The sequence below is a fragment of the Bradyrhizobium sp. CCBAU 25338 genome (genome assembly GCF_028128965.1).
GTDB lineage: Bacteria > Pseudomonadota > Alphaproteobacteria > Rhizobiales > Xanthobacteraceae > Bradyrhizobium > Bradyrhizobium liaoningense.
In genome coordinates, this window is record NZ_LFKY01000042.1 from 424,782 (window position 1) to 444,359 (window position 19,578).

General features: G+C 65.4%; 24 protein-coding genes. 16 read left to right on the plus strand and 8 right to left on the minus strand.

Features of this window, described 5'->3' with window-relative positions:
- The first annotated feature begins 64 nt into the window (after window positions 1-64).
- From ACM42_RS31765 to ACM42_RS31780, 4 genes are all read left to right on the plus strand, one after another.
- Window positions 65-310, plus strand: a complete 246-nt coding sequence (locus ACM42_RS31765) for an acyl carrier protein (RefSeq protein WP_015688794.1) — start codon at window positions 65-67, stop codon at window positions 308-310.
- Window positions 297-1,679, plus strand: coding sequence for a class I adenylate-forming enzyme family protein (locus ACM42_RS31770; RefSeq protein WP_271531683.1), 1,383 nt, complete (start codon window positions 297-299; stop codon window positions 1,677-1,679). Before ACM42_RS31765 ends, ACM42_RS31770 begins: the two co-directional genes overlap by 14 nt.
- Window positions 1,672-2,394: an SDR family NAD(P)-dependent oxidoreductase gene (locus tag ACM42_RS31775; protein ID WP_271531685.1), complete on the plus strand. Its 723-nt coding sequence runs from the start codon at window positions 1,672-1,674 to the stop codon at window positions 2,392-2,394. The genes ACM42_RS31770 and ACM42_RS31775 overlap by 8 nt, the downstream gene beginning before the upstream one ends.
- A 141-nt stretch (window positions 2,395-2,535) precedes the next feature.
- A complete protein-coding gene (locus tag ACM42_RS31780) occupies window positions 2,536-2,742 on the plus strand; it encodes a hypothetical protein (protein WP_271532261.1) in 207 nt (68 codons plus the stop codon).
- 5 nt (window positions 2,743-2,747) lie between these two features.
- On the opposite strand, the gene ACM42_RS31785 is transcribed toward ACM42_RS31780, so the two are convergent.
- Window positions 2,748-3,146, minus strand: coding sequence for a hypothetical protein (locus tag ACM42_RS31785; RefSeq protein WP_271531687.1), 399 nt, complete (start codon window positions 3,144-3,146; stop codon window positions 2,748-2,750).
- Between the two features lie 212 nt (window positions 3,147-3,358).
- On the opposite strand from ACM42_RS31785, the gene ACM42_RS31790 reads away from it, so the two are divergent.
- Window positions 3,359-4,513 carry a DUF3095 domain-containing protein gene (locus ACM42_RS31790; RefSeq protein WP_271531689.1) on the plus strand — a complete coding sequence of 385 codons (1,155 nt, stop codon included), beginning with the start codon at window positions 3,359-3,361 and terminating at the stop codon, window positions 4,511-4,513.
- Here the strand turns inward: ACM42_RS31790 and ACM42_RS31795 are convergent.
- The 3 genes from ACM42_RS31795 to ACM42_RS31805 form a co-directional block, all read right to left on the minus strand.
- On the minus strand, window positions 4,510-4,944 hold the full coding sequence (locus tag ACM42_RS31795; protein WP_271531690.1) for a DUF2147 domain-containing protein: 435 nt from the start codon (window positions 4,942-4,944) through the stop codon (window positions 4,510-4,512). The genes ACM42_RS31790 and ACM42_RS31795 overlap by 4 nt on opposite strands.
- Window positions 4,945-5,050: 106 nt before the next feature.
- Window positions 5,051-6,436, minus strand: coding sequence for an MATE family efflux transporter (locus tag ACM42_RS31800; protein ID WP_271531693.1), 1,386 nt, complete (start codon window positions 6,434-6,436; stop codon window positions 5,051-5,053).
- 81 nt (window positions 6,437-6,517) lie between these two features.
- Window positions 6,518-7,045, minus strand: a complete 528-nt coding sequence (locus ACM42_RS31805; RefSeq protein WP_271531694.1) for a GNAT family N-acetyltransferase — start codon at window positions 7,043-7,045, stop codon at window positions 6,518-6,520.
- Window positions 7,046-7,289: 244 nt separating this feature from the next.
- Between ACM42_RS31805 and ACM42_RS31810 the strand changes: the two genes are divergently transcribed.
- The 11 genes from ACM42_RS31810 to ACM42_RS31860 all read left to right on the plus strand — a co-directional run bounded on the left by ACM42_RS31810 (window position 7,290) and on the right by ACM42_RS31860 (window position 15,435).
- Window positions 7,290-7,886 (plus strand): superoxide dismutase, encoded by a 597-nt coding sequence (locus tag ACM42_RS31810; RefSeq protein ID WP_027573470.1) that lies wholly within the window; start codon window positions 7,290-7,292, stop codon window positions 7,884-7,886.
- A gap of 243 nt (window positions 7,887-8,129) precedes the next feature.
- Entirely contained in the window at window positions 8,130-8,741 is a 612-nt protein-coding gene (locus tag ACM42_RS31815) for a permease (protein ID WP_271531698.1), read from the plus strand.
- Window positions 8,738-9,238 carry a hypothetical protein gene (locus ACM42_RS31820; RefSeq protein WP_271531700.1) on the plus strand — a complete coding sequence of 167 codons (501 nt, stop codon included), beginning with the start codon at window positions 8,738-8,740 and terminating at the stop codon, window positions 9,236-9,238. The genes ACM42_RS31815 and ACM42_RS31820 overlap by 4 nt, the downstream gene beginning before the upstream one ends.
- A 44-nt stretch (window positions 9,239-9,282) precedes the next feature.
- The gene (locus ACM42_RS31825) at window positions 9,283-9,519 is read left to right on the plus strand and encodes a hypothetical protein (protein WP_271531702.1); all 237 of its coding nucleotides are present in this window, start codon (window positions 9,283-9,285) and stop codon (window positions 9,517-9,519) included.
- A 2-nt stretch (window positions 9,520-9,521) separates the two neighbouring features.
- The gene (locus ACM42_RS31830; protein ID WP_271531704.1) at window positions 9,522-10,277 is read left to right on the plus strand and encodes a metal ABC transporter ATP-binding protein; all 756 of its coding nucleotides are present in this window, start codon (window positions 9,522-9,524) and stop codon (window positions 10,275-10,277) included.
- A 6-nt stretch (window positions 10,278-10,283) separates the two neighbouring features.
- A complete protein-coding gene (locus ACM42_RS31835) occupies window positions 10,284-11,153 on the plus strand; it encodes a metal ABC transporter permease (RefSeq protein WP_271531706.1) in 870 nt (289 codons plus the stop codon).
- A gap of 2 nt (window positions 11,154-11,155) precedes the next feature.
- Window positions 11,156-12,019, plus strand: a complete 864-nt coding sequence (locus tag ACM42_RS31840; RefSeq protein WP_271531708.1) for a metal ABC transporter substrate-binding protein — start codon at window positions 11,156-11,158, stop codon at window positions 12,017-12,019.
- 53 nt (window positions 12,020-12,072) lie between these two features.
- The gene (locus tag ACM42_RS31845) at window positions 12,073-13,137 is read left to right on the plus strand and encodes a CobW family GTP-binding protein (protein ID WP_271531710.1); all 1,065 of its coding nucleotides are present in this window, start codon (window positions 12,073-12,075) and stop codon (window positions 13,135-13,137) included.
- Entirely contained in the window at window positions 13,137-14,156 is a 1,020-nt protein-coding gene (locus ACM42_RS31850; RefSeq protein WP_271531711.1) for a WD40 repeat domain-containing protein, read from the plus strand. The genes ACM42_RS31845 and ACM42_RS31850 overlap by 1 nt, the downstream gene beginning before the upstream one ends.
- Window positions 14,157-14,186: 30 nt before the next feature.
- On the plus strand, window positions 14,187-14,903 hold the full coding sequence (locus ACM42_RS31855) for an MgtC/SapB family protein (protein ID WP_271531713.1): 717 nt from the start codon (window positions 14,187-14,189) through the stop codon (window positions 14,901-14,903).
- 202 nt (window positions 14,904-15,105) lie between these two features.
- Window positions 15,106-15,435, plus strand: coding sequence for a hypothetical protein (locus ACM42_RS31860; protein WP_271532263.1), 330 nt, complete (start codon window positions 15,106-15,108; stop codon window positions 15,433-15,435).
- 130 nt (window positions 15,436-15,565) lie between these two features.
- Here ACM42_RS31860 and ACM42_RS31865 read toward each other — a convergent pair whose 3' ends face one another.
- The 4 genes from ACM42_RS31865 to ACM42_RS31880 all read right to left on the minus strand — a co-directional run bounded on the left by ACM42_RS31865 (window position 15,566) and on the right by ACM42_RS31880 (window position 19,470).
- Window positions 15,566-17,008: a homospermidine synthase gene (locus tag ACM42_RS31865; protein ID WP_271531715.1), complete on the minus strand. Its 1,443-nt coding sequence runs from the start codon at window positions 17,006-17,008 to the stop codon at window positions 15,566-15,568.
- 66 nt (window positions 17,009-17,074) lie between these two features.
- On the minus strand, window positions 17,075-17,464 hold the full coding sequence (locus tag ACM42_RS31870; protein ID WP_271532265.1) for a RidA family protein: 390 nt from the start codon (window positions 17,462-17,464) through the stop codon (window positions 17,075-17,077).
- Between the two features lie 145 nt (window positions 17,465-17,609).
- Window positions 17,610-18,197 (minus strand): GNAT family N-acetyltransferase, encoded by a 588-nt coding sequence (locus ACM42_RS31875; protein ID WP_271531717.1) that lies wholly within the window; start codon window positions 18,195-18,197, stop codon window positions 17,610-17,612.
- Between the two features lie 130 nt (window positions 18,198-18,327).
- Window positions 18,328-19,470, minus strand: a complete 1,143-nt coding sequence (locus ACM42_RS31880; protein WP_271531719.1) for a type III PLP-dependent enzyme — start codon at window positions 19,468-19,470, stop codon at window positions 18,328-18,330.
- Between the last annotated feature and the right edge of the window lie 108 nt (window positions 19,471-19,578).

Here is a 19,578-nt window from a genome sequence, read left to right on the forward strand (position 1 = left end):
GGTCATGGGGAGGCGGTCATCAAGAGCCGCCGCAACACCAACGACAACGAAAAGCGAGCCAGCCATGTCGGTAAGGTCAAAGGTCATTGAAGCGATCCAGCAGATCGCCAAAGAGCAGCACGTCACGCTTCCAGCACTCTCGGACGATCTGTCCCTGCACGAGACGGGCTTCGACTCGCTCGCCTTCGCGATTCTTGTCGCCCGCCTCGAGGACGAGACCGGCGTCGATCCCTTCACCATTTCCGAGGACGCTGCCTTCCCCGCCACGGTGGGCGATTTCGTGCGGGCCTACGAAAATGTCCCCGCGTGAGATCTTCGCGCTTCGCGATCATCTCGGCGCGGAGCTGAAGGGCCGCACGATCTCCGATGCGCACGATGTCGTGTCGCTGACGGACGTCCTGTCACACACGGTTCTGGGCGGCCGCCTGCGCGAGCTGTCCGGCCGCGCGGTGCTGCTGAAACTGTCGGACCAGCTCCGGTCAGGCCTTGCCATGATCGAGCTCGACGGCATCGCCCGCCGCATGCTGTTGTGTCCGCCGGATCTCAACCCGGCGCATCTTGACTCGTTGATCGCAGATGCCGGCATCGATGCCGTCGTCAGCGACGAGCCCGATCGCTGGGCCGGCAACGGCGTGCCGCTGGTCGTCACCGCGCATTTGCCGCTTCAAGCCGCCGCGCCGGCCACGAGCGAACGTGCGACCGAATGGCTGATGCTGACTTCGGGTACCTCGGGCGTGCCAAAGATCGCTGGTCATACGCTGGAGGCGTTGACCGGGGCGATCGTTGCCGAAGGTCCGACGCGCGGGCCGGCGCCGGTATGGGCGACGTTCTACGACATTCGCCGCTATGGCGGCCTGCAAATTTTCCTCCGCGCCATCCTGTCCGGCGGCTCGATGGTGCTGTCCGATCCGCATGAAGCGCTCGGCGATCACATCGCGCGGTTGAATGCGCGCGGCGTCTCGCACATCTCGGGTACGCCCTCGCACTGGCGCAAGCTCCTGATGAGCGGCGCGGCCGCGCAATTCGCCCCGGCTTACGTCCGTCTCTCCGGCGAGATCGCCGACCAGGCCGTGCTCGACGGCTTGAAGGCGGCGTTCCCCAATGCTTCCGTCGGTCACGCCTATGCCTCGACCGAGGCCGGCGTCGGCTTCGCCGTCAATGACGGGCTGGAAGGCTTTCCGGCCGATTATCTCGGCAACCGCAACGGCGTCGAGATGAAGGTCGTCGACGGCTCGCTGCGGATTCGCTCGGCACGCACGGCGCATGCCTATGTCGGCCGCAACGCGGCGACGCTCACCGATGCCGACGGCTTTGTCGACAGCGGCGACATCGTCGAGCTGCGTGGCGACCGTTATTATTTCGTCGGCCGTCGCGGCGGCATCATCAATATCGGCGGGCTGAAGGTCCACCCCGAGGAGATCGAGGCGGTGATCAATCGCCATCCCGACGTGCGGATGTCGCGCGCGAAATCGCGCCGCAGCCCGATCACCGGCGGCATCGTCGTCGCCGACGTGATCCTCGCCGACGGTACCGATGCGGCGCGCACGAAAGAGATTCGCGACCAGATCCTGGATCAGTGCCGCGCCCAGCTCGCCTCCCACAAGGTGCCGGCGGTGATCCGTTTCGTCGAGGCGCTCGACGTCACCCCGGCCGGCAAACTGGCGCGCACCGATGCATAACGTTCTCGTCACCGGCGGCAGCCGCGGTATAGGTCTTGCCATTGCAACGCGCCTCGTCGGAGGTGGCTTCAACGTGATCGCGGCGGCGCGACGCGGGAGCGACGAGCTCAAGGCGGCGATTGCCCAGTCCGAGGGGCGGCTGCATTTCCGCGCCTGCGATCTTGCGGTGATCGATGCGATCCCGGCCTTCGCAAAACTCGTTCGCGACGAGTTCGGCCCGATCTACGGCCTCGTCAACAATGCCGGCCTCGGCACCGAAGGCCTGCTCGCCACCATGCACAATTCCGAGATCGCGGCACTGGTGCAGCTCAACGTGCTGTCGCCGATCGTCCTCACCAAATATGTCGCGCGGCAGATGATGGCCGATGGCGCCGGCCGCATCATCAACATCTCCTCGATCATCGCGACAACCGGCTACAACGGCCTGTCCGTCTATGGCGCGACCAAGGCCGCCGCCACCGGGTTCACCCGCTCGCTCGCGCGCGAGGTCGGCAAGCTCGGCATCACCGTGAACGCGGTCGCACCGGGCTTCATCGACACCGAGCTCACGCACAACCTCTCGGACGAGGGCCGCAAGCGCATCGCCAGCCGCAGTGCGCTGCGTCGCCTGCCGGAGACGGACGACGTCGCGCGCATGGTGGAGTATCTGCTGGGGGAAGGGGGCCGCAATGTCACCGGGACGGTGTTCACTGTCGACGCGGGGAATACGGCATGAGCGGAACTCTAACGCCATAATTGCATTGATCCGGCACAATGACATTCAGCCGGATTTGGTCGTAAGATGCCTCGCAATCGGTTGGGTTACGTCAATCGATCTGCCCTAATCGACAGGGAGCAGTCCATGACGGCGTCAAACATGACCGCTTCAAACATGACCGCTTCAAATCAGGGCCGCACGGAGCAATCCCCTGCGAAGTCGGACGATGTCCACTGCCCGCCGATGACACATCAGAATTCCGGCAGTCACGGGCATGAAATGTACCCGCAGCAATTCGTCCGCCTGGTCGGCTGCCATGAGTCTCTCGATGCCTTGCGCAAGCGTCAGGATGAGAGGCTGCACTAAGCCGATCACGTCCGCTGCTTCGGCGAGTCCTTCGGCAGGTCAATTCGCTCGTGTGAGAATTCCGGCGGGCCTTCGGTGAGGCGGCGGATGCGCCGCTCGCGTTCGTCCTCCGGCAATGCGGGATCGAGCAGCGTCTCGATCTCGTGGACCGCGGTCTCTTCGATCCTGGTGGCGCCCGATTCGATCGGGTGCACCGGCGAGAGGACCGGAGGTGCGCTCTCCAGGCCCAGCTCGATCAGCTTGCAGATCGCATCCGAGCGGGTCAGCCGATGAGATTCAGCCCAGGCGTCGACGGCCGCCGTCAGTCTTTCGGGCATCTTCACCGCGCTGATCGGGGCGATGCCCGTGCGCCGCCTGACCGGAGAGGTGGAGTCCTTGTTGCCGAAGTCGGGCACCTCGATCATCCCATGCAACCCTTGGAGCTGACCGACGATAGCCGTTCTCCCCGGGCCGTCGTTTGATGCCGATCAATGACGCCGCCGCGGCATTGCAGCGGGGCCATATCTTGTTGTCCGGATCGGTTTCAGCCAATGATTGAATTTGGGGGCGCCGTTCAGCGAACCCGGATCGATCCTGCCACGTATTTGTTTCGCACTCCAACCATCCGGCATCCCCGATGACCTCAGGCGAATACTTCTATGGCGGCATTCCCGTCTTCCGAGGCTTCACCAGCCTGATGGACCCCGCGCTGTATTCGCCGCTGCCGGACGATTGGAGCATCGGAGTTGCCGACATCGTCGATTCGACCAAGGCGATCGCGGCGCAGCGCTACAAGGCGGTCAACATGGCCGGCGCCGCCGTGATCGCGGCGGTGACGAACGCGTTGGGAGGACGCGAATTCCCCTTCGTGTTCGGCGGCGACGGCGCCAGCTTCGCGGTCGCGCCCCACGATCTGGAACTGGCCCGCGAGGCGCTGGCTGCAACCGCGACCTGGGTGCGGGAGGATCTCGATCTGGGGATGCGCGTCGCGCTGGTGCCGGTCAGCGCCATCCGTGCACGGGGGCTTGACGTGCGCGTCGCCCGTTTCGGGCCGTCGCCAAACCTGTCCTACGCGATGTTCTCCGGCGGCGGGCTCGCCTGGGCCGATGCCGCGATGAAGCGCGGCGAATTTGCGGTCGCCGAGGCGCAAGCCGGCACGCAGCCCGATTTGTCCGGCCTGTCCTGCCGCTTCGAGGTGATGCCGGCCTCGCGCGGGCTGATCCTCTCCGTGTTGGTGATGCCGGCGCGCGACGCCGATCCGCGTGCCTTCCGCAAGGCGATCGAGGACGTCATTCACCTGGTCGAGCGCAGCCCGGATGGCGCCCGTCCGGTGCCGCCGCAGGGGCCGCCGCTGAAATGGCCGCCGCAGGGGGTGGATTACGAAGCCCGCACCCGGCGCGGAGGTCCCCTGCTCGTGCGCCGCGCGGGCGTGCTGGCCTACACGCTGTTCGCCTATCTGATCATGCGCTTTGATCTCAAGGTCGGCGGCTTCGTGCCGAACGTCTACAGGCGCCAGGTGGTCGAGAACTCCGATTTCAGGAAATATGACGACGGCCTGCGCATGATCCTCGACTGCACGCCGGAGCTCGAGCGCGCCCTCAGCGATCGTCTCGCCACGGCTGCGCGCGCCGGCATCGTGCGTTACGGCCTCCACCGGCAGGACGCCGCCATGATGACCTGCTTCGCGCCCTCGGCGCTGCGCAGCGATCACGTCCACTTCATCGATGGGGCGCGGGGAGGGTATGCCTCGGCCGCGACGGCGCTGAAGGCGATGACGGCGGCTGCAGCCTAACGCCCCGCGCGCGTCCAGGTCTCGCCGCCGCAGAGCGCGCCGACGCAGCCTTCGACCCGCAGCGAATCCGCTGATATCAAGCTGATGCTGCTGGCATAGGTGCTGCCGTCGTCGGCATTGTAGATCTGGCCCGACCATTTGCTCGGACCCTCGGGCTGCATGCCGCTGAACAATGGCAAGCCGATCATCGGGCGTCTGGCGAGCGCGGGATTGGGATTCTTGCTGTCGGTAGCGGGCTGGCCGGTCGAGGTGTCGTAGGGCTGGCGCAGCCAGACGATGTGGCCGCAGATGCCGCCGCCGCACTTGCTGATCTTGACGCGCGCATCACCCGCTTGCGTGAGCCATGTCCCGTCGGCGTTCTGCGCACGAGCGGCAGATGCTCCAAGCAGCGGCGCGAGGAGGACGACGAGAGCTGCGAATCTGGAAATCATGGAGGAGGGCCCCGAAAATGGAGCGCCTCCATAGCAGCCCGGCAGGATTGTGCAACGCGGGTTGGAATCACATTCCTGCGTTCATTTCGCGCTCACCTGCCTGCGATCATTTGCCCCAGCGCACGAAGGCGACCGAGGCCGCGGTCGACAAGCCGAATACCACCATGGCGCCGCCGACCAGCGCGAACAGGGTCCAGGCCGGAGCTTGCGCAGTCATGAGTCCGACGCCGCCGATCGCGACGATCAGGAGCCGCGCCGTGGAGGCGAGCACGGGCCCGCCGACACGCGCCGCGCCCTGTGACGAGAAATACAACGACACGCCCACGCCGAAGAACACGAACGCCGGACCTGCCCAGTGGAAATAGCTGTGCGCGGCGGCGGTGACGCCTGGATCCCGCGTGAAGAGCCCGACCCACAGCGACGGAGCGAGCGCGACGGCGAGGCCGATCAGGCCGACCGTGAGTCCGGAGGCCGCAGCCGCTGTCCAGGCCACACGCCGCGCGCGCTTCACATGTCCGGCGCCAATCGCCATGCCGACCATCGGCACCGAGGCGATGCCGAAGGCGAAGGTGATCGGGATCAGCAAGAATTCCAGCCGCGATCCGATGCCATAGCCTGCCAGCATCTCGGTGCCGAAGGTCGCGAGAATCTTCGTGAAGATCAGGATGGTGAGCACGGTCTGGAGCGGCGACAAACAGGCCACCGCGCCGACCTTGAGGATGTCCAGGAACATCGTGCGCTCGAAATAAAACGCGCGGAGATCGAGCGGCAGCCGGCTGCGCCCGGACAACAGATACCAGAGGAAGAAGATCGCCGCGCAGCTGAACGCGATCAACTGGCCGCTCGCGACACCCGGCATGCCGAATTGCGGCACGCCGAACAGCCCGAGCCCGAGCGTGCCGCCGAGCGCGATCTGGAGCACGCTCGCTCCGATCAGAATCATCGAAGGCAGGCGCATGTCGCCGGTGCCGCGGATCACCGAGGCCAGCGTGTTGACGAGCCAGATCGCGACCGCGCCGGAGAACAGCACCTGCGAATAGCCGCTGGCTTCCTCGAGCACCTGCTCGCGCCCGCCGAGCAGCGCGAAGAAGGAGCGGCCGAAGACGAGCATCGTCACCGTGAAGAACAGCCCGCCGCCGAGGCCGATGATGGCGGCATGCAGCGCCAGCGTCGCGGCGCGGTCGCGATCCCCCGCCCCGAGCGCGCGGCTGATCGCGGAGGAGACGCCGCCGCCCATTGCGCCCGCGCTCATCATCTGCGTCAGCATCGCGAACGGAAACACCAGTGCGATCGCGGCGAGCGGAATGGTGCCGAGCCGGCCGATATAGGAGGTCTCGGCAATGGCAACCAGCGTGCTGCCGACCATCGCGATCATGTTGGGAATCGCGAGCCGCAGCAGCGTCGGCAGGATCGGCGCGGTCAGGAGGCTGGCGATGGGGGAGGCGACCGGCGCAACCGGCGGGACGGCGTCTGCAGGGGCGTCGATCGTCATGTTCACCGGGCGGAATATTAAATGATGATCGACATATTATAAGGCGTGCGGCAGCCGGCGCAGCCCTCGCTCACGCAGGGCTCACCACGGCAGGCCGCATAGGTCGATGGTGCCCAGCGTCGGGGCGCGGACGATGTTGAAGACGTAGGGCGCCATGTGGGTGAAGCGGATCCGCCCCTCCGGCTGTTCGCAATAGACCTCGCCCTTAAAGGGCAGCCAGCTCCGGGCCTCATAGAACGCGAAATTGTGCGGCTCGCAGAACAGCAGCGCGAAGCGGACTGCCTCGTTGGCCCTGATGGTGTGCACGGCCGCGTCGATCGCCACGGTCGCATAGCCTCGGCCGCGCCGGTCCTCGCGGGTGCAGACCCCGCCGATGCCGCCGATATGGACCTTCTGCCCATTCCAAGTGACGGTGCGGAAGTAGATGCCGACATGGCAGACCAGACCGTCCTCGGGGGTCTCGATCAGGACGCGCAGATCCGCATTGGCCCATTTGACGTGAGCCCAGGGCTTGTCCGCGATCGTCTGTGGTCCCCAGACCGCCTGATGCAGCGGCTCCGCAATCGGCCACGAGGCGTCGCCGTTCAGAATGTCGATCTCAATGCTCATGGCCCTGTCTTTCGCAACCTCGGTGCGTGGGGCATTCGTTCTGCCATAAGCACCTCAAAGGCAATGATATTTTGCATCGAACCACCAAGACCGCGGAGATCTTCGCGTGCTGCGACGATTTTATGCAATCGTGCCAAGCGTCCTCGCCGCGCGTTTTCGAAATTCTGAGGTATTTAACGGCCGCGGAACCTTCTATAAGGGGTGACCGTTAGAACTCGTTCCCACCAGTTGCGGACAAGAACCCATGACCTTTACGCTGCCCCCACTCCCTTACGCCTATGACGCCCTCGGCCAGTACATGTCGAAGGAGACGCTCGAATATCATCACGACAAGCATCATCAGGCCTACGTCACCAACGGCAACAACGCGCTCAAGGGGACCGAATGGGAAGGCAAGTCCCTTGAAGAGATCGTCAAGGGCTCGTTCGGCAAGAACCCCGCGGTGTTCAACAATGCCGGCCAGCACTACAACCACATCCACTTCTGGAGCTGGATGAAGCCAAATGGCGGCGGCACCAAGCTGCCGGGCAAGCTCGAGAAGAAGATCAACGAGGACCTCGGCGGCTTCGAGAAGTTCAAGACCGACTTCCAGGCGGCCGGTGTCGGCCAGTTCGGCTCCGGCTGGTGCTGGCTCCAGGTCAAGAACGGCAAGCTCGAAATCTCCAAGACCCCGAACGGCGAGAATCCGCTGGTGCACGGCGCCACCCCGATCCTCGGCTGCGACGTCTGGGAGCACTCCTACTACATCGACTATCGCAACCGCCGCCCCGACTATCTCAAGGCGTTCGTCGAGAACCTCGTGAACTGGGAATACGTGGAGTCCCTGTTCGAGAAAGCCTGAGCCTGTCATTCCGGGACGCCCGCAGGGCGAACCCGGAATCCAGGAATTGTGGTGCGAGATCCCGGGTTCGGCTTCGCCGTCCCGGAATGACAGACTACGAAAGGCGGTCGCATCAGCGGCCGCCTTTTTGCTGTGCGGAATTGCCCTGCACGGGGCGCGTATCGGCCTGTGATCGTTCCGTTTGCAACGCCCGGCCGGCGCTCCTAATCAGAACGGGCATCCCCTCGATCCGACCCGAGCCCGTTGTCAGAACCTTCCCCGAAAGACCCGGCGCCTGCCGAGGACGCAGACTCCGAGCCGCGGCCGGGGCGCGTGCGCAAGCCGATCGGCTGGTCGACCATCATCATCGCAGCCCTGGTGGCGGTGAGCGCGGCGCTGGTCTGGCGGCGTGACGGCGCCGACGGCGTCCTCGACATTCTCACCCACGATCTCTCGCTGTTCGGCGGCATCCTGCCGCGCGTATTGGCCGGTTGCCTGCTCGGCGCCTTCATCTCCGAGATCCTGCCACACGAGAAAGTCTCGCGCTCGCTGGGGCCGAAATCCGGCCTGATGGGCCTTCTGATCGGCACCGCCTTTGGCGCGATCCTGCCGGGCGGTCCCTTCACCGCCTATCCCGTCGCCAGCGCGCTGCTCGCGGTTGGCGCCGATTTCGGCGCCACCATCGCCATGGTCGTGAGCTGGACCCTGATCGGCTACGGCCGGGCGGTCGCCTGGGAGATCCCGATCATGGGCACCGACTTCACGCTGTGGCGGATCGTGATCTCGCTGCCGCTGCCGGTGCTCGCAGGTGCCCTCGGCCGCTTCGTCTATGTCAGGCTCTATCCGAAGCCGCTCGCGAAGGAGGACGAGAATTGACCGCGGCGCTTCTGATCGACATCCTGTTGTGGGGCTCGGTTCTGGGTGTCGGCCTCATCGCGTTCCGCCGCGGCCCTCCCGTGTTCAAGGCCTCGCTGCGCGAAGGCTCGATGGATTTCATCAACATCGTGCCGCGGATCGCGCTGGGTGTGATCGGCTCCGGCTACATCGCGGCCATCATCCCGCAGGAGGTGATCTCCGGCTGGCTCGGGCCGGACAGCGGCTGGCTCGGGGTCGCAACTGCCGTGGTCGCCGGCGCCGCCACGCCCGGTGGTCCCGTGGTCGGCTTCTCCATCGGCACCGTGGCGCTGAAGTCCGGCGGTGGGGTACCCCAGGTTGTCGCTTATGTCGTCGCCTGGGCGCTGTTCGCCTTTCAGCGCGTGATTTTGTGGGAAATCCCGTTCATGCCGGCCCGTTTCGTCTGGTTCCGCTGCGCCGTATCCGTGCCATTCCCGTTCGTGGCCGCCGCGATCGCGATGGTGATCGGCAAGCCCTGAGCCGGGCGTGGACAGAGGTGATGTTATAATATAACGTTCTCGGCATGGTTCCCTCCGCATCCCGCGCCCAGCATCATGACCATGCCCACGGTCACTCCCATGGCCACGGGCATTCGCACGGGCGCGACCACAGCCATGCCCATGTGCATGATGCGACGTCTCCGCATCCGGCCCAGGCGGCGCCATGGTCGATCCTGCGCATGACCGTGGCAGGCCGCCTCGCGGCCGCGGCCGCCGTTTGTGCCGCGCTCTGGGGCATCGTTTTTCTGGCGATGAGGTGAGGATGGAGGCGCTGCATTTCCACAACGTCACGCTGGGCTATGACCGTCATCCGGCGGTGCACCATCTCAGCGGCGAGGTCGCCCCGGGTGCGCTTGTCGCGGTGATCGGCCCGAACGGCGCCGGCAAGTCGACCCTGCTGCGCGGCATCGTCGGCATCCTCAAACCGCTCGAGGGCAGCATCCATCTCGGCGGCCTCGATGCCCGCGACATCGCCTATCTGCCGCAGAGCGCGGAGATCGACCGCAGCTTCCCGATCTCAGTGTTCGACTTCGTCGGCACCGGGCTGTGGCGCGCGACCGGTCTGTTCGGTGGCATCGGCAATGCTGCCCGCAAGAAGATCCTCGGTGCGATCGCGTCCGTCGGCCTCAATGGATTCGAGAACCGCCCGATCGGCACGCTCTCGGGTGGCCAGATGCAGCGCGTGCTGTTCGCGCGCGTGCTGCTCCAGAATGCGAGCCTGATCGTGCTCGACGAGCCCTTCAACGCCATCGACACCAAGACCACGGCCGATCTGCTCGCGCTGGTGAAACAATGGCACGGCGAAGGTCGCACCGTGCTCGCCGCGCTGCATGACATGGAGATGGTGCGCAACCATTTCAGCGACACGCTGGTGCTGGCGCGCGGCCCCGTGGCATGGGGCCCGACCGCGGAGGTGCTGACGCCGGAAAACCTGATCGTCGCGATGCGGATGTGCGAGGCCTTCGACGACAGCGCCGCGGCCTGCGCGGCCGATGATGTCAGCTCGCGGGCGGCGTGATATCCGATGATCCATGACGCGCTGATCGGTCCGTTCGCCGAATTCGAGTTCATGCGGCGGGCGCTCGCCGCCGTGATCGCGCTGGCGGTGGCGGGTGCGCCGATCGGCGTATTCCTGATGCTGCGACGGATGAGCCTCGTCGGCGATGCCATGGCGCACGCGATCCTGCCCGGCGCGGCCGTCGGATTCCTGCTCTCGGGCCTCAGTCTGTTCGCGATGACGGCCGGTGGCCTGATCGCCGGCTTTGCAGTCGCGATCCTCGCCGGCGTGGTCGCGCGTTCGACCGGGCTGAAGGAGGACGCGTCGCTTGCGACCTTCTATCTGGCCTCGCTTGCGCTCGGCGTCACCATCGTCTCGATCAAGGGCACGAATATCGATCTGCTGCACGTGCTGTTCGGCAACATCCTCGCGATGGACGATCAGACGCTGCTGGTGGTCGCCTTCAACGCCACGGTGACTCTGCTGGTGCTCGCGGTGATCTATCGCCCGCTGGTGATCGAGAGCGTCGATCCCTTGTTTTTGCGCACCGTGAGCCGCGCCGGCGGTCCCGCGCATCTCGCCTTCCTCGCGCTCGTCGTCATCAACCTCGTCAACGGCTTTCAGGCGCTCGGCACGCTGCTTGCGGTCGGACTCATGATCCTGCCCGCGGGCACTGCCCGGTTCTGGTCGCGCGACCTGACCACGATGATCTGCATCGCCGTCGTTGCCGCCGCGGTCTCGGGCTATGCGGGGCTGGTGCTGTCGTTCCAGACCCGTGTGCCGTCAGGCCCGGCCATCATCCTCGTGGCGACGATGCTCTACATCGTCTCCGTCCTGTTCGGCCGCGTCGGCGGCATCGTCCGGCAACTGTTTCCCGGCCGGCACCTGGAAGCATGACGATGCGGCTCATCCTGATTTGTGCATTGATGCTGATCGCCACGCCGCTTCATGCCGCGGAGCGGCTCAACGTCGTCGCGAGCTTCTCGATTCTCGGCGATTTCGTCCGCAACGTCGGTGGTGACCGCATCAATCTGACGACGCTGGTCGGCGCGGACGGCGACGTCCACGTCTACACGCCGGCCCCCGCCGACGCGAAGCGGGTCGCGGATGCAAGGCTCGTCATCGTCAATGGACTCGGCCTCGAGGGCTGGCTGCCGCGTCTCGTCCAATCCTCCGGCAGCAAGGCAACGGTCGTCGTCGCCAGCGCCGGAATCGTACCTCTGAAGCTTGGCTCAGCCGCGGATCCCCACGCCTGGCAGTCTGTCCCGAACGCCAGGATCTACGTGACCGACATTGCCAATGCGTTGGCCGCCGCCGTCCCGGGTGAGGCGGACTTCTTCCGCACCCAGGCCAAGGCCTATCTGGAAAAGCTCGAAACCCTGGACCGCGAGATCCGCGATGCCGTGGCGAAAATTCCGCCGGAGCGGCGCAAGGTGATCTCCACCCACGACGCCTTCGGCTATTTTTCCGCCGAGTACGGTATCCGGTTCATCGCCCCCCTGGGCGTCTCCACGGAAACCGAACCCAGCGCGCGCGACATTGCGGCCATCATCAGCCAGATCAAGGCCCAGAAGATCCCGGCCGTGTTCCTGGAAAATATCAGCGACGATCGCCTGATCCGCCGGATCGCGGCCGAGAGCGGCGCCAAGGTCGGCGGGACCCTGATTTCGGACAGTTTGACCGGCGAAAAGGGGTCTGCACCCACTTACATTGACATGGTCAGGCACAATATAAAGGCCCTGACCAGCGCGCTTGACCATTAGGCAGGGGCCACCCCGCCTCGCGTCGCGCGACAAGCCCGAAGTCCGGAGTTGTTATGTCTGAAGCGACCTCCCAAAAGATTCCCGTGACTGTCCTGACCGGCTATCTCGGAGCCGGCAAGACCACGCTCCTGAACCGCATCCTGTCAGAAAACCACGGCAAGAAGTACGCCGTCATCGTCAACGAATTCGGCGAGATCGGCATCGACAACGACCTCATCATCGGCGCCGATGAGGAAGTGTTCGAGATGAACAATGGCTGCATCTGCTGCACCGTGCGCGGCGACCTCGTCCGCATCATGGACGGACTGATGAAGCGCAAGGGCAAGTTCGACGCCATCATCGTCGAGACCACGGGTCTCGCCGATCCGGCGCCGGTCGCCCAGACATTCTTCGTCGACGAGGACGTGCAGAAGAACGCGCGGCTCGACGCGGTGGTCACGGTCGCCGACGCAAAGTGGCTGTCCGACCGTTTGAAGGATGCACCCGAGGCCAAGAACCAGATCGCCTTTGCCGACGTGATCGTCCTGAACAAGACCGACCTCGTCTCCAAGGGCGAGCTCGCCGAGGTCGAGGCTCGCATTCGCGGCATCAACCCCTATGCGAAACTTCACCGCACCGAGCGCTGCTCGGTCGCCCTGGCCGACGTGCTCGATCGCGGCGCGTTCGACCTCGACCGTATCCTCGACATCGAGCCGGACTTCCTGGAGGCCGACGATCACGATCACGATCACGATCACGATCACGACCATGATCATCACCATCACGGCCACGACCATCACCACCATGATCACGGCCACGGCCTGAAGCACTATCACGATGAGGAGATGCAGTCGCTCTCGCTCAAGACCGACAAGCCGCTCGATCCGAATGTGTTCATGCCCTGGCTCCAGAACCTGGTGCAGGTCGAGGGCGGCAAGATCCTGCGCTCCAAGGGCATCCTCGCCTTCCACGACGACGACGATCGCTATGTCTTCCAGGGCGTCCACATGATGCTGGAGGGCAACCACCAGCGGAAGTGGAAGGAGGGCGAGCCGCGCGAGAGCCGCCTCGTCTTCATCGGCCGCGAATTGCCGGAAGAGGCCATCCGCAAGGGTTTCGAGAGCTGCATCGTCTCGTGATGAAAGAGTTCACGCCGCCTCCCGATTCCGCCTCGATCGTCTCCGTCACCGACCGCGTCAAGCCGATCGCGCTCGGCATGGCCGTGACCTCGGTGCATTTCCTTGGTCCCCGCGCTGCTTTCGTCGGTAGCGAGGAGAACGTTGCGTTCGTCGATGGCAAAGGCGAGATCGCCACGGTTGCCGTGCACAGCGGCGGCATTCTCTCGACCGCTTCCGACGGCAAGCGCCTCGTGATGGGCGGCGACGACGGCAAGGTCGTCTCGCTCGATGCCAAGGGCGAGGTGACGCTGCTCGCCACCGACCCGAAGCGGCGCTGGATCGATGCGGTGGCGCTGCACGCCGACGGTGCCTTCGCCTGGTCGGCCGGCAAGACGGCCACCGTCAAGAGCGGCAAAGCCGAGGAGAAGTCGCTCGAGGTGCCCTCGACCGTCGGCGGCCTTGCCTTCGCGCCGAAGGGCCTGCGGCTCGCGATCGCGCATTACAACGGCGTGACGCTGTGGTTTCCGAACATGGCGGGATCAGCCGAATTCCTGCCCTGGGCCGGTTCGCATCACGGCGTCAGCTTCAGCCCGGACAACAAATTCCTGGTCACCGCGATGCACGAGCCGGCGCTGCATGGCTGGCGGCTGGCCGACAACAGGCACATGCGCATGACCGGCTACCCCGGCCGGGTCCGCTCGATGTCCTGGAGCGCGGGCGGCAAGGGGCTGGCGACCTCGGGGGCCGACACCGTCATCGTATGGCCGTTCGGCAGCAAGGACGGCCCGATGGGCAAGGAGCCCGCGATGCTCGCCCCGCTGCAGGCGCGCGTGTCGGTCGTCGCCTGCCATCCGAAGAATGATATCCTCGCCGCCGGCTACAGCGACGGCACCGTGCTGATGGTACGCCTGGAGGATGGCGCCGAGATCCTGGTCCGCCGCAACGGCACACCGGCTGTGGCCGCGCTCGCCTGGAACGCCAAGGGGACGCTGCTGGCCTTTGCCGATGAAAATGGGGACGGCGGGCTGCTGGAGCTTTAAGCTGTCATCGTTCTGGCCGTATAGGGGGCCATGCGGTTTCTGACGACATTCCAGCTTGCCGACTTCGGCGATACGCTGGTCAGCCTGTTCACGGCCTTCGTGCTGGGGACGCTGATCGGCGCCGAGCGGCAGTACCGTCAGCGCACCGCGGGCCTGCGTACCAACGTGCTGGTTGCCGTCGGCGCCGCCGCCTTCGTCGATCTCGCGATGCATCTGACCGGGGCCGACGGCGCGGTGCGGGTGATCTCCTATGTCGTCTCCGGCATCGGCTTCCTGGGCGCCGGCGTCATCATGAAGCAGGGTATGGACGTGCGCGGCCTCAACACCGCGGCGACGCTGTGGGCCTCGGCCGCGGTCGGCTCGTGCGCCGGCGCCGACATGGTCGCGCAGGCCACCGCCCTGACCGTTTTCGTCATCGCCGGCAACACCATGCTGCGCCCGCTGGTCAATGCCATCAATCGCATTCCCCTGAACGAGAAGACCTCGGAGGCGACCTACTACTTCAAGCTTGCGGTTGCGGCAGACGCTCTTCCGGATATGCGCGACCGGCTCGTCGAGAAGCTTGAGGCCGCGAAATATTCGGTGGCCGATATCGATGTGGCCGAAATCGGCGAGGACGTTCTTGAGATCGCGGCAAAGCTGGTCGCGACCGCGGTCGATCCGAACGAGCTGAACGCGGTGGCGACGGATCTTCAGCATTTGCCGGGCGTGCGCCACGCGACGTGGGAGGTCAGCACGACCGACTAGTCTAAGCATGATCCGGAAAAGTGCGCAGCGGTTCCGAAAAGATCATGCTTAAACAACAGCCTAAAGTGCGATGACGATTCATCCTGGTCGCATCGCGCTTTAGCGCGGCGTTTTGGCCCGCGGCGGTCAGTTCCCGTCTCGGCCTGTTGCGGAACTGCCGTCGCGCAATTTCGTTGATCCTGCTGAAAAGGCGGTGATCGACATGACCGGCAATGGCAATTTCAGACTGAAACGCGACCTGATGATCGCCTGCTCGCTGTTCGCAGCAGGTGTCGTGGTGTCGGTGATGTCACTTGCTCAAATCCGCGCCGAAAGCCGGATGGAGCTGACACAGGCGACGCCACCGCTTCAGGGCACCCCGTCCGACGAACAGAGCAAGGTACCCGCGGAATCCAAGCCTGGCGGTGACCGGCCGACCACGCCGGCCCCAGAGCCCGCGCGGCCGGATTCCGAGACGCAGGGCGCCGCGACCAAACCGGCGCTGCCGCCGGCTCCGGCGGAGAAGATCGCGCCGCCGATGAAGGAGAAGTAGGTTTCTCTGTCATTCCGGGGCGTGCGAAGCGCGAGCCCGGCATCCATTCACCTGCACGTACTGCCGCCCGATGGATTCCGGGCTCGCGCCAAGTGGCGCGCCCCGGAATGACGGGCGGAGAGAGGCGGGCTCACCGCACCAGAACGTTCCGGAACTGCCAGGGATCGCTGGTGTCGATGTCTTCCGGAAACAGTCCCGGACGATCGGTCAGCGGCGTCCAGTCGGTGTAGAAGCCCTTCACGGGGCCGAGATAGGGCATCTGGATTTCGAGCAGGCGATCGAAATCCATCTCGTCGGCTTCGACGATGCCTGCTTTCGGGTTTTCCAGCGCCCACACCATGCCGCCGAGCACGGCGGAGGTCACTTGCAGGCCGGTGGCGTTCTGATAGGGCGCGAGCTTGCGGGTCTCTTCGATCGAGAGCTGCGAGCCGTACCAGTAGGCGTTCTTGTCATGGCCGAACAGCAGCACGCCGAGTTCGTCGATGCCATCGACGATCTCGTTCTCGTCGAGGATGTGGTGCTTTTCCTGCATCTTCCCGGCGCGGCCGAACATTTCATGCAGCGACAGCACGGCATCGTCAGCCGGGTGGTAGGCATAGTGGCAGGTCGGCCGATAGATCGCCGTGCCCGATGCGTCACGCACCGTGAAGTAATCGGCGATCGAGATCGACTCGTTGTGGGTGACGAGGAAGCCATATTGAGCGCCGCGGGTCGGGCACCAGGTGCGCACGCGCGTGTTGGCGCCGGGCTGCATCAGATAGATGGCGGCGCCGCAGCCGGCTTCGTGGGTCCGCGCGTTCTCGGGCATCCATTTTTCATGGGTGCCCCAGCCGAGTTCGGACGGCTGCACGCCTTCCGACAGGAAGCCTTCCACCGACCAGGTGTTGACGAAGACGTCAGGCTCCTTGGGCTTCTTGGATCGCTGGGTGTCGCGTTCGGCGATGTGGATGCCCTTGATGCCGGCCTGCCGCATCAAATCCGCCCATTCGGCCCTGGTCTTCGGCCTTGGGGCGTTGAGCTTCAGATCAGCGGCGACGTTGAGCAGGGCCTGCTTGACGAAAAAGGAGACCATGCCGGGATTGGCGCCACAGCAGGAGACGGCCGTCGTCGAGCCGGCCGGGCGCGCCTTCTTGGCCGCCAGCGTCACCTCGCGGAGGGCGTAGTTGGAGCGCGCTTCCGGGCCCTTCGATGAATCGAAATAGAAGCCGAGCCAGGGTTCGTTGACGGTGTCGATGTAGAGAGCGCCGAGCTCGTTGCAGAGCTCCATGATGTCGGTCGAGCCGGTATCGACCGAGAGATTGACGCAAAAGCCCTGGCCGCCGCCTTCGGTGAGCAGCGGGGTCAGCACCTCGCGATAATTGTCCTTGGTCAGGCCCTTCTGGATGAACCTGACATTGTGCTTCTCGCAAAGCGCCTTGCGGCCCTCGTCCTTGGGATCGAGCACGGTGATGCGCGACTTGTCGTAGTCGAGATGCCGCTCGATCAACGGCAATGTGCCTTTGCCGATGGAGCCGAAGCCGACCATGACGATGGGACCGGTGATCTTCGCGTAGATCTGCGAGGCAGGGCTCATGGAATGGTTTCTCCGGAAAGTGCTGGCAGACAAAAGGGTGGGGCGGATCAGGCGCTGCGGCGCTTGTCAGATGCTGCGGCGCTTGGCGGTGACTTCGATCTCGACCTTCATCTCGGGCTTGGCGAGGGCGGTGACGACAAGCAACGTCGCAGCCGGCCTGATGTCGCCGAGAGCCTCGCCGCAGACGGCAAAGTGGTTATCGATGTAGCTGGCGTCGGTGACGTAGTAGGTCGCACGAACGATATCGGCCATCTCGAATCCACCCTCCTTCAGGGCGGCTTCGATGGTCTTGAAGCAGTTGCGTGACTGGCTCGTGACATCGGCCGGCATCGTCATCGTGGTGTAGTCATAGCCGGTCGTTCCCGCGACGAAGGCAAAATCGCCGTCGATCACAGCGCGGCTGTAGCCGACGGTCTTCTCGAGGGGCGAGCCGGTGGAGATCAGGCGACGGGACATGGTCATGGGCCTCGACGGACGGAAGGGTGTTTCGCGGGGTTAAAGGGCGTTTCTCGCGCCTGCGCAACCCCAAAGGAAGCCAGCGCAGGCGCGGCCGGGCGCTCCCGCTCAGTACTACTTCGCTCTTCGCTATGAAGGCGATCTCTCAGGCCGCTTGCGCCTGGAGGGCGCGAACCGCCCTCCGTTTGGACAGGGCCGCGCCGGTCGGGACGATCATCCCTTCGGCGCCATCGAGCGCGCCATCGGTGAATTCGACCGCCAGCAGGCGGTCGCGCTCGAACGGGCCGGGCAGAGAGAGCTCGCCGGTCTTCTCCGCCGAGAAGCCGAAGCGGGCGTAATAGGGGGCGTCGCCGAGCAGGATCACGGCGGCATGCCCGCGCGCCCGGGCGGCGGCCAGCGCTTGATGCATCAGCGCGGCGCCGATCCCGAGCTCGCGGCAGGCAGGGTCCACCGCCAGCGGTCCGAGGACCAGAGCGGGCCTGCCTCCGGCGCTGACGTGCCACAGCCGCACGGTTCCCACGAGCCCGCCCTCGCGCACGGCGGCCAGCGCGAGGCCGGCGGCAGGTGCGCGCCCGTCGCGCAGGCGCTGGCAGGTGCGGCCGTGGCGGGTCTCGCCAAAGCAGGCATCGAGCAGCGCTTCACGCGTCGCGACGTCGGCAGCGCGCTCGTTGCGGATCGCGAACGGAGCGGCTTTCGAGGAGAGGGCGATCTGTGGCTTCCGGGGAGCAGTCATGGCACGTCAATCCTCGCGCAAGTCCGTGCGCCAGTGGCACGCGGACTCGAGCGTCGTCAGAATGGCAATGTCAGGAAGGGAGCCGGCGGACCGGCTCCCGGGTTCGTCAGGCCTCAGACAGGGAGGCGGATCAGATGTGGTACGTCTTCAGCGGCGGGATGCCGTTGAACGCCACCGACGAGTAGGTCGACGTATAGGCCCCGGTGCCTTCGATCAGCACCTTGTCGCCGATCTCGAGCGTGACGGGAAGCGGATACGGGTTCTTCTCGTACAGCACGTCGGCGCTGTCGCAGGTCGGACCTGCGAGCACGCACGGCGTCATGTCCGCGCCGTCGTGACGGGTGCGGATGGCGTAACGGATCGACTCGTCCATGGTCTCGGCGAGACCGCCGAACTTGCCGATGTCCAGGTAGACCCAGCGGACCTCGTCCTCGTCGCTCTTCTTCGAGATGAGCACGACCTCGGATTCGATGATGCCGGCGTTGCCCACCATGCCGCGGCCCGGCTCGATGATGGTTTCCGGGATCTGGTTGCCGAAGTGCTTGCGCAGCGCGCGGAAGATCGAGCGGCCGTAGGTCACGACCGGCGGCACGTCCTTCAGGTACCTGGTCGGAAAGCCGCCGCCCATGTTGACCATGGACAGGTTGATGCCACGCTCGGCGCAATCGCGGAACACCTGCGAGGCCATCGCCAGCGCACGGTCCCACGCCTTCACCTTACGCTGCTGCGAGCCGACATGGAACGAGATGCCGCACGGCTCCAGTCCCTGGCGCTTGGCGAGGTCGAGCACCTCGACCGCCATTTCCGGGTCGCAGCCGAACTTGCGCGACAGCGGCCATTCGGCGCCGGCGCAGTCATAGAGGATGCGGCAGAACACCCTCGCGCCGGGGGCGGCACGGGCGACCTTCTCGACCTCGGCGGCGCAGTCCACGGCGAACAGCCGGATGCCGAGCGCGAAGGCGCGCGCGATGTCGCGCTCCTTCTTGATCGTGTTGCCGAAGGAGATGCGGTCGGGCGTCGCACCAGCGGCCAGCGCCATCTCGATCTCGGCGACGGTCGCGGTGTCGAAGCAGGAGCCCATGGAGGCGAGCAGGGCCAGCACTTCCGGCGCCGGGTTCGCCTTGACGGCGTAGAACACGCGGCTGTCCGGCAGCGCCTTGGCGAAGCTCTGGTAGTTGTCGCGCACGACCTCGAGGTCGACGACGAGGCACGGCTCGGTGTCGAGGCCATCCTTGCGGCGATTGCGCAGGAATTCCTGGATACGTTCGGTCATGGCACTCTCCCAAACGGCCCAGCGACGGGCCCGTTCAAAACATGACGCCGGATAAGAGTGCTCTGGCCGGATCGCGCGATGGAGGCGCGACGAAGCCACAAGACTCAA

Coding starts and splice junctions, on each gene's coding strand:
- ACM42_RS31765 (WP_015688794.1), top strand. CDS start 65: ATGTCGGTAAGGTCAAAGGTCATTGAAGCGATCCAGCAGATCGCCAAA.
- ACM42_RS31770 (WP_271531683.1), top strand. CDS start 297: ATGTCCCCGCGTGAGATCTTCGCGCTTCGCGATCATCTCGGCGCGGAG.
- ACM42_RS31775 (WP_271531685.1), top strand. CDS start 1,672: ATGCATAACGTTCTCGTCACCGGCGGCAGCCGCGGTATAGGTCTTGCC.
- ACM42_RS31780 (WP_271532261.1), top strand. CDS start 2,536: ATGACCGCTTCAAACATGACCGCTTCAAATCAGGGCCGCACGGAGCAA.
- ACM42_RS31785 (WP_271531687.1), bottom strand. CDS start 3,146: ATGATCGAGGTGCCCGACTTCGGCAACAAGGACTCCACCTCTCCGGTC.
- ACM42_RS31790 (WP_271531689.1), top strand. CDS start 3,359: ATGACCTCAGGCGAATACTTCTATGGCGGCATTCCCGTCTTCCGAGGC.
- ACM42_RS31795 (WP_271531690.1), bottom strand. CDS start 4,944: ATGATTTCCAGATTCGCAGCTCTCGTCGTCCTCCTCGCGCCGCTGCTT.
- ACM42_RS31800 (WP_271531693.1), bottom strand. CDS start 6,436: ATGACGATCGACGCCCCTGCAGACGCCGTCCCGCCGGTTGCGCCGGTC.
- ACM42_RS31805 (WP_271531694.1), bottom strand. CDS start 7,045: ATGAGCATTGAGATCGACATTCTGAACGGCGACGCCTCGTGGCCGATT.
- ACM42_RS31810 (WP_027573470.1), top strand. CDS start 7,290: ATGACCTTTACGCTGCCCCCACTCCCTTACGCCTATGACGCCCTCGGC.
- ACM42_RS31825 (WP_271531702.1), top strand. CDS start 9,283: ATGGTTCCCTCCGCATCCCGCGCCCAGCATCATGACCATGCCCACGGT.
- ACM42_RS31830 (WP_271531704.1), top strand. CDS start 9,522: ATGGAGGCGCTGCATTTCCACAACGTCACGCTGGGCTATGACCGTCAT.
- ACM42_RS31835 (WP_271531706.1), top strand. CDS start 10,284: ATGATCCATGACGCGCTGATCGGTCCGTTCGCCGAATTCGAGTTCATG.
- ACM42_RS31840 (WP_271531708.1), top strand. CDS start 11,156: ATGCGGCTCATCCTGATTTGTGCATTGATGCTGATCGCCACGCCGCTT.
- ACM42_RS31845 (WP_271531710.1), top strand. CDS start 12,073: ATGTCTGAAGCGACCTCCCAAAAGATTCCCGTGACTGTCCTGACCGGC.
- ACM42_RS31850 (WP_271531711.1), top strand. CDS start 13,137: ATGAAAGAGTTCACGCCGCCTCCCGATTCCGCCTCGATCGTCTCCGTC.
- ACM42_RS31855 (WP_271531713.1), top strand. CDS start 14,187: ATGCGGTTTCTGACGACATTCCAGCTTGCCGACTTCGGCGATACGCTG.
- ACM42_RS31860 (WP_271532263.1), top strand. CDS start 15,106: ATGACCGGCAATGGCAATTTCAGACTGAAACGCGACCTGATGATCGCC.
- ACM42_RS31865 (WP_271531715.1), bottom strand. CDS start 17,008: ATGAGCCCTGCCTCGCAGATCTACGCGAAGATCACCGGTCCCATCGTC.
- ACM42_RS31870 (WP_271532265.1), bottom strand. CDS start 17,464: ATGTCCCGTCGCCTGATCTCCACCGGCTCGCCCCTCGAGAAGACCGTC.
- ACM42_RS31875 (WP_271531717.1), bottom strand. CDS start 18,197: ATGACTGCTCCCCGGAAGCCACAGATCGCCCTCTCCTCGAAAGCCGCT.
- ACM42_RS31880 (WP_271531719.1), bottom strand. CDS start 19,470: ATGACCGAACGTATCCAGGAATTCCTGCGCAATCGCCGCAAGGATGGC.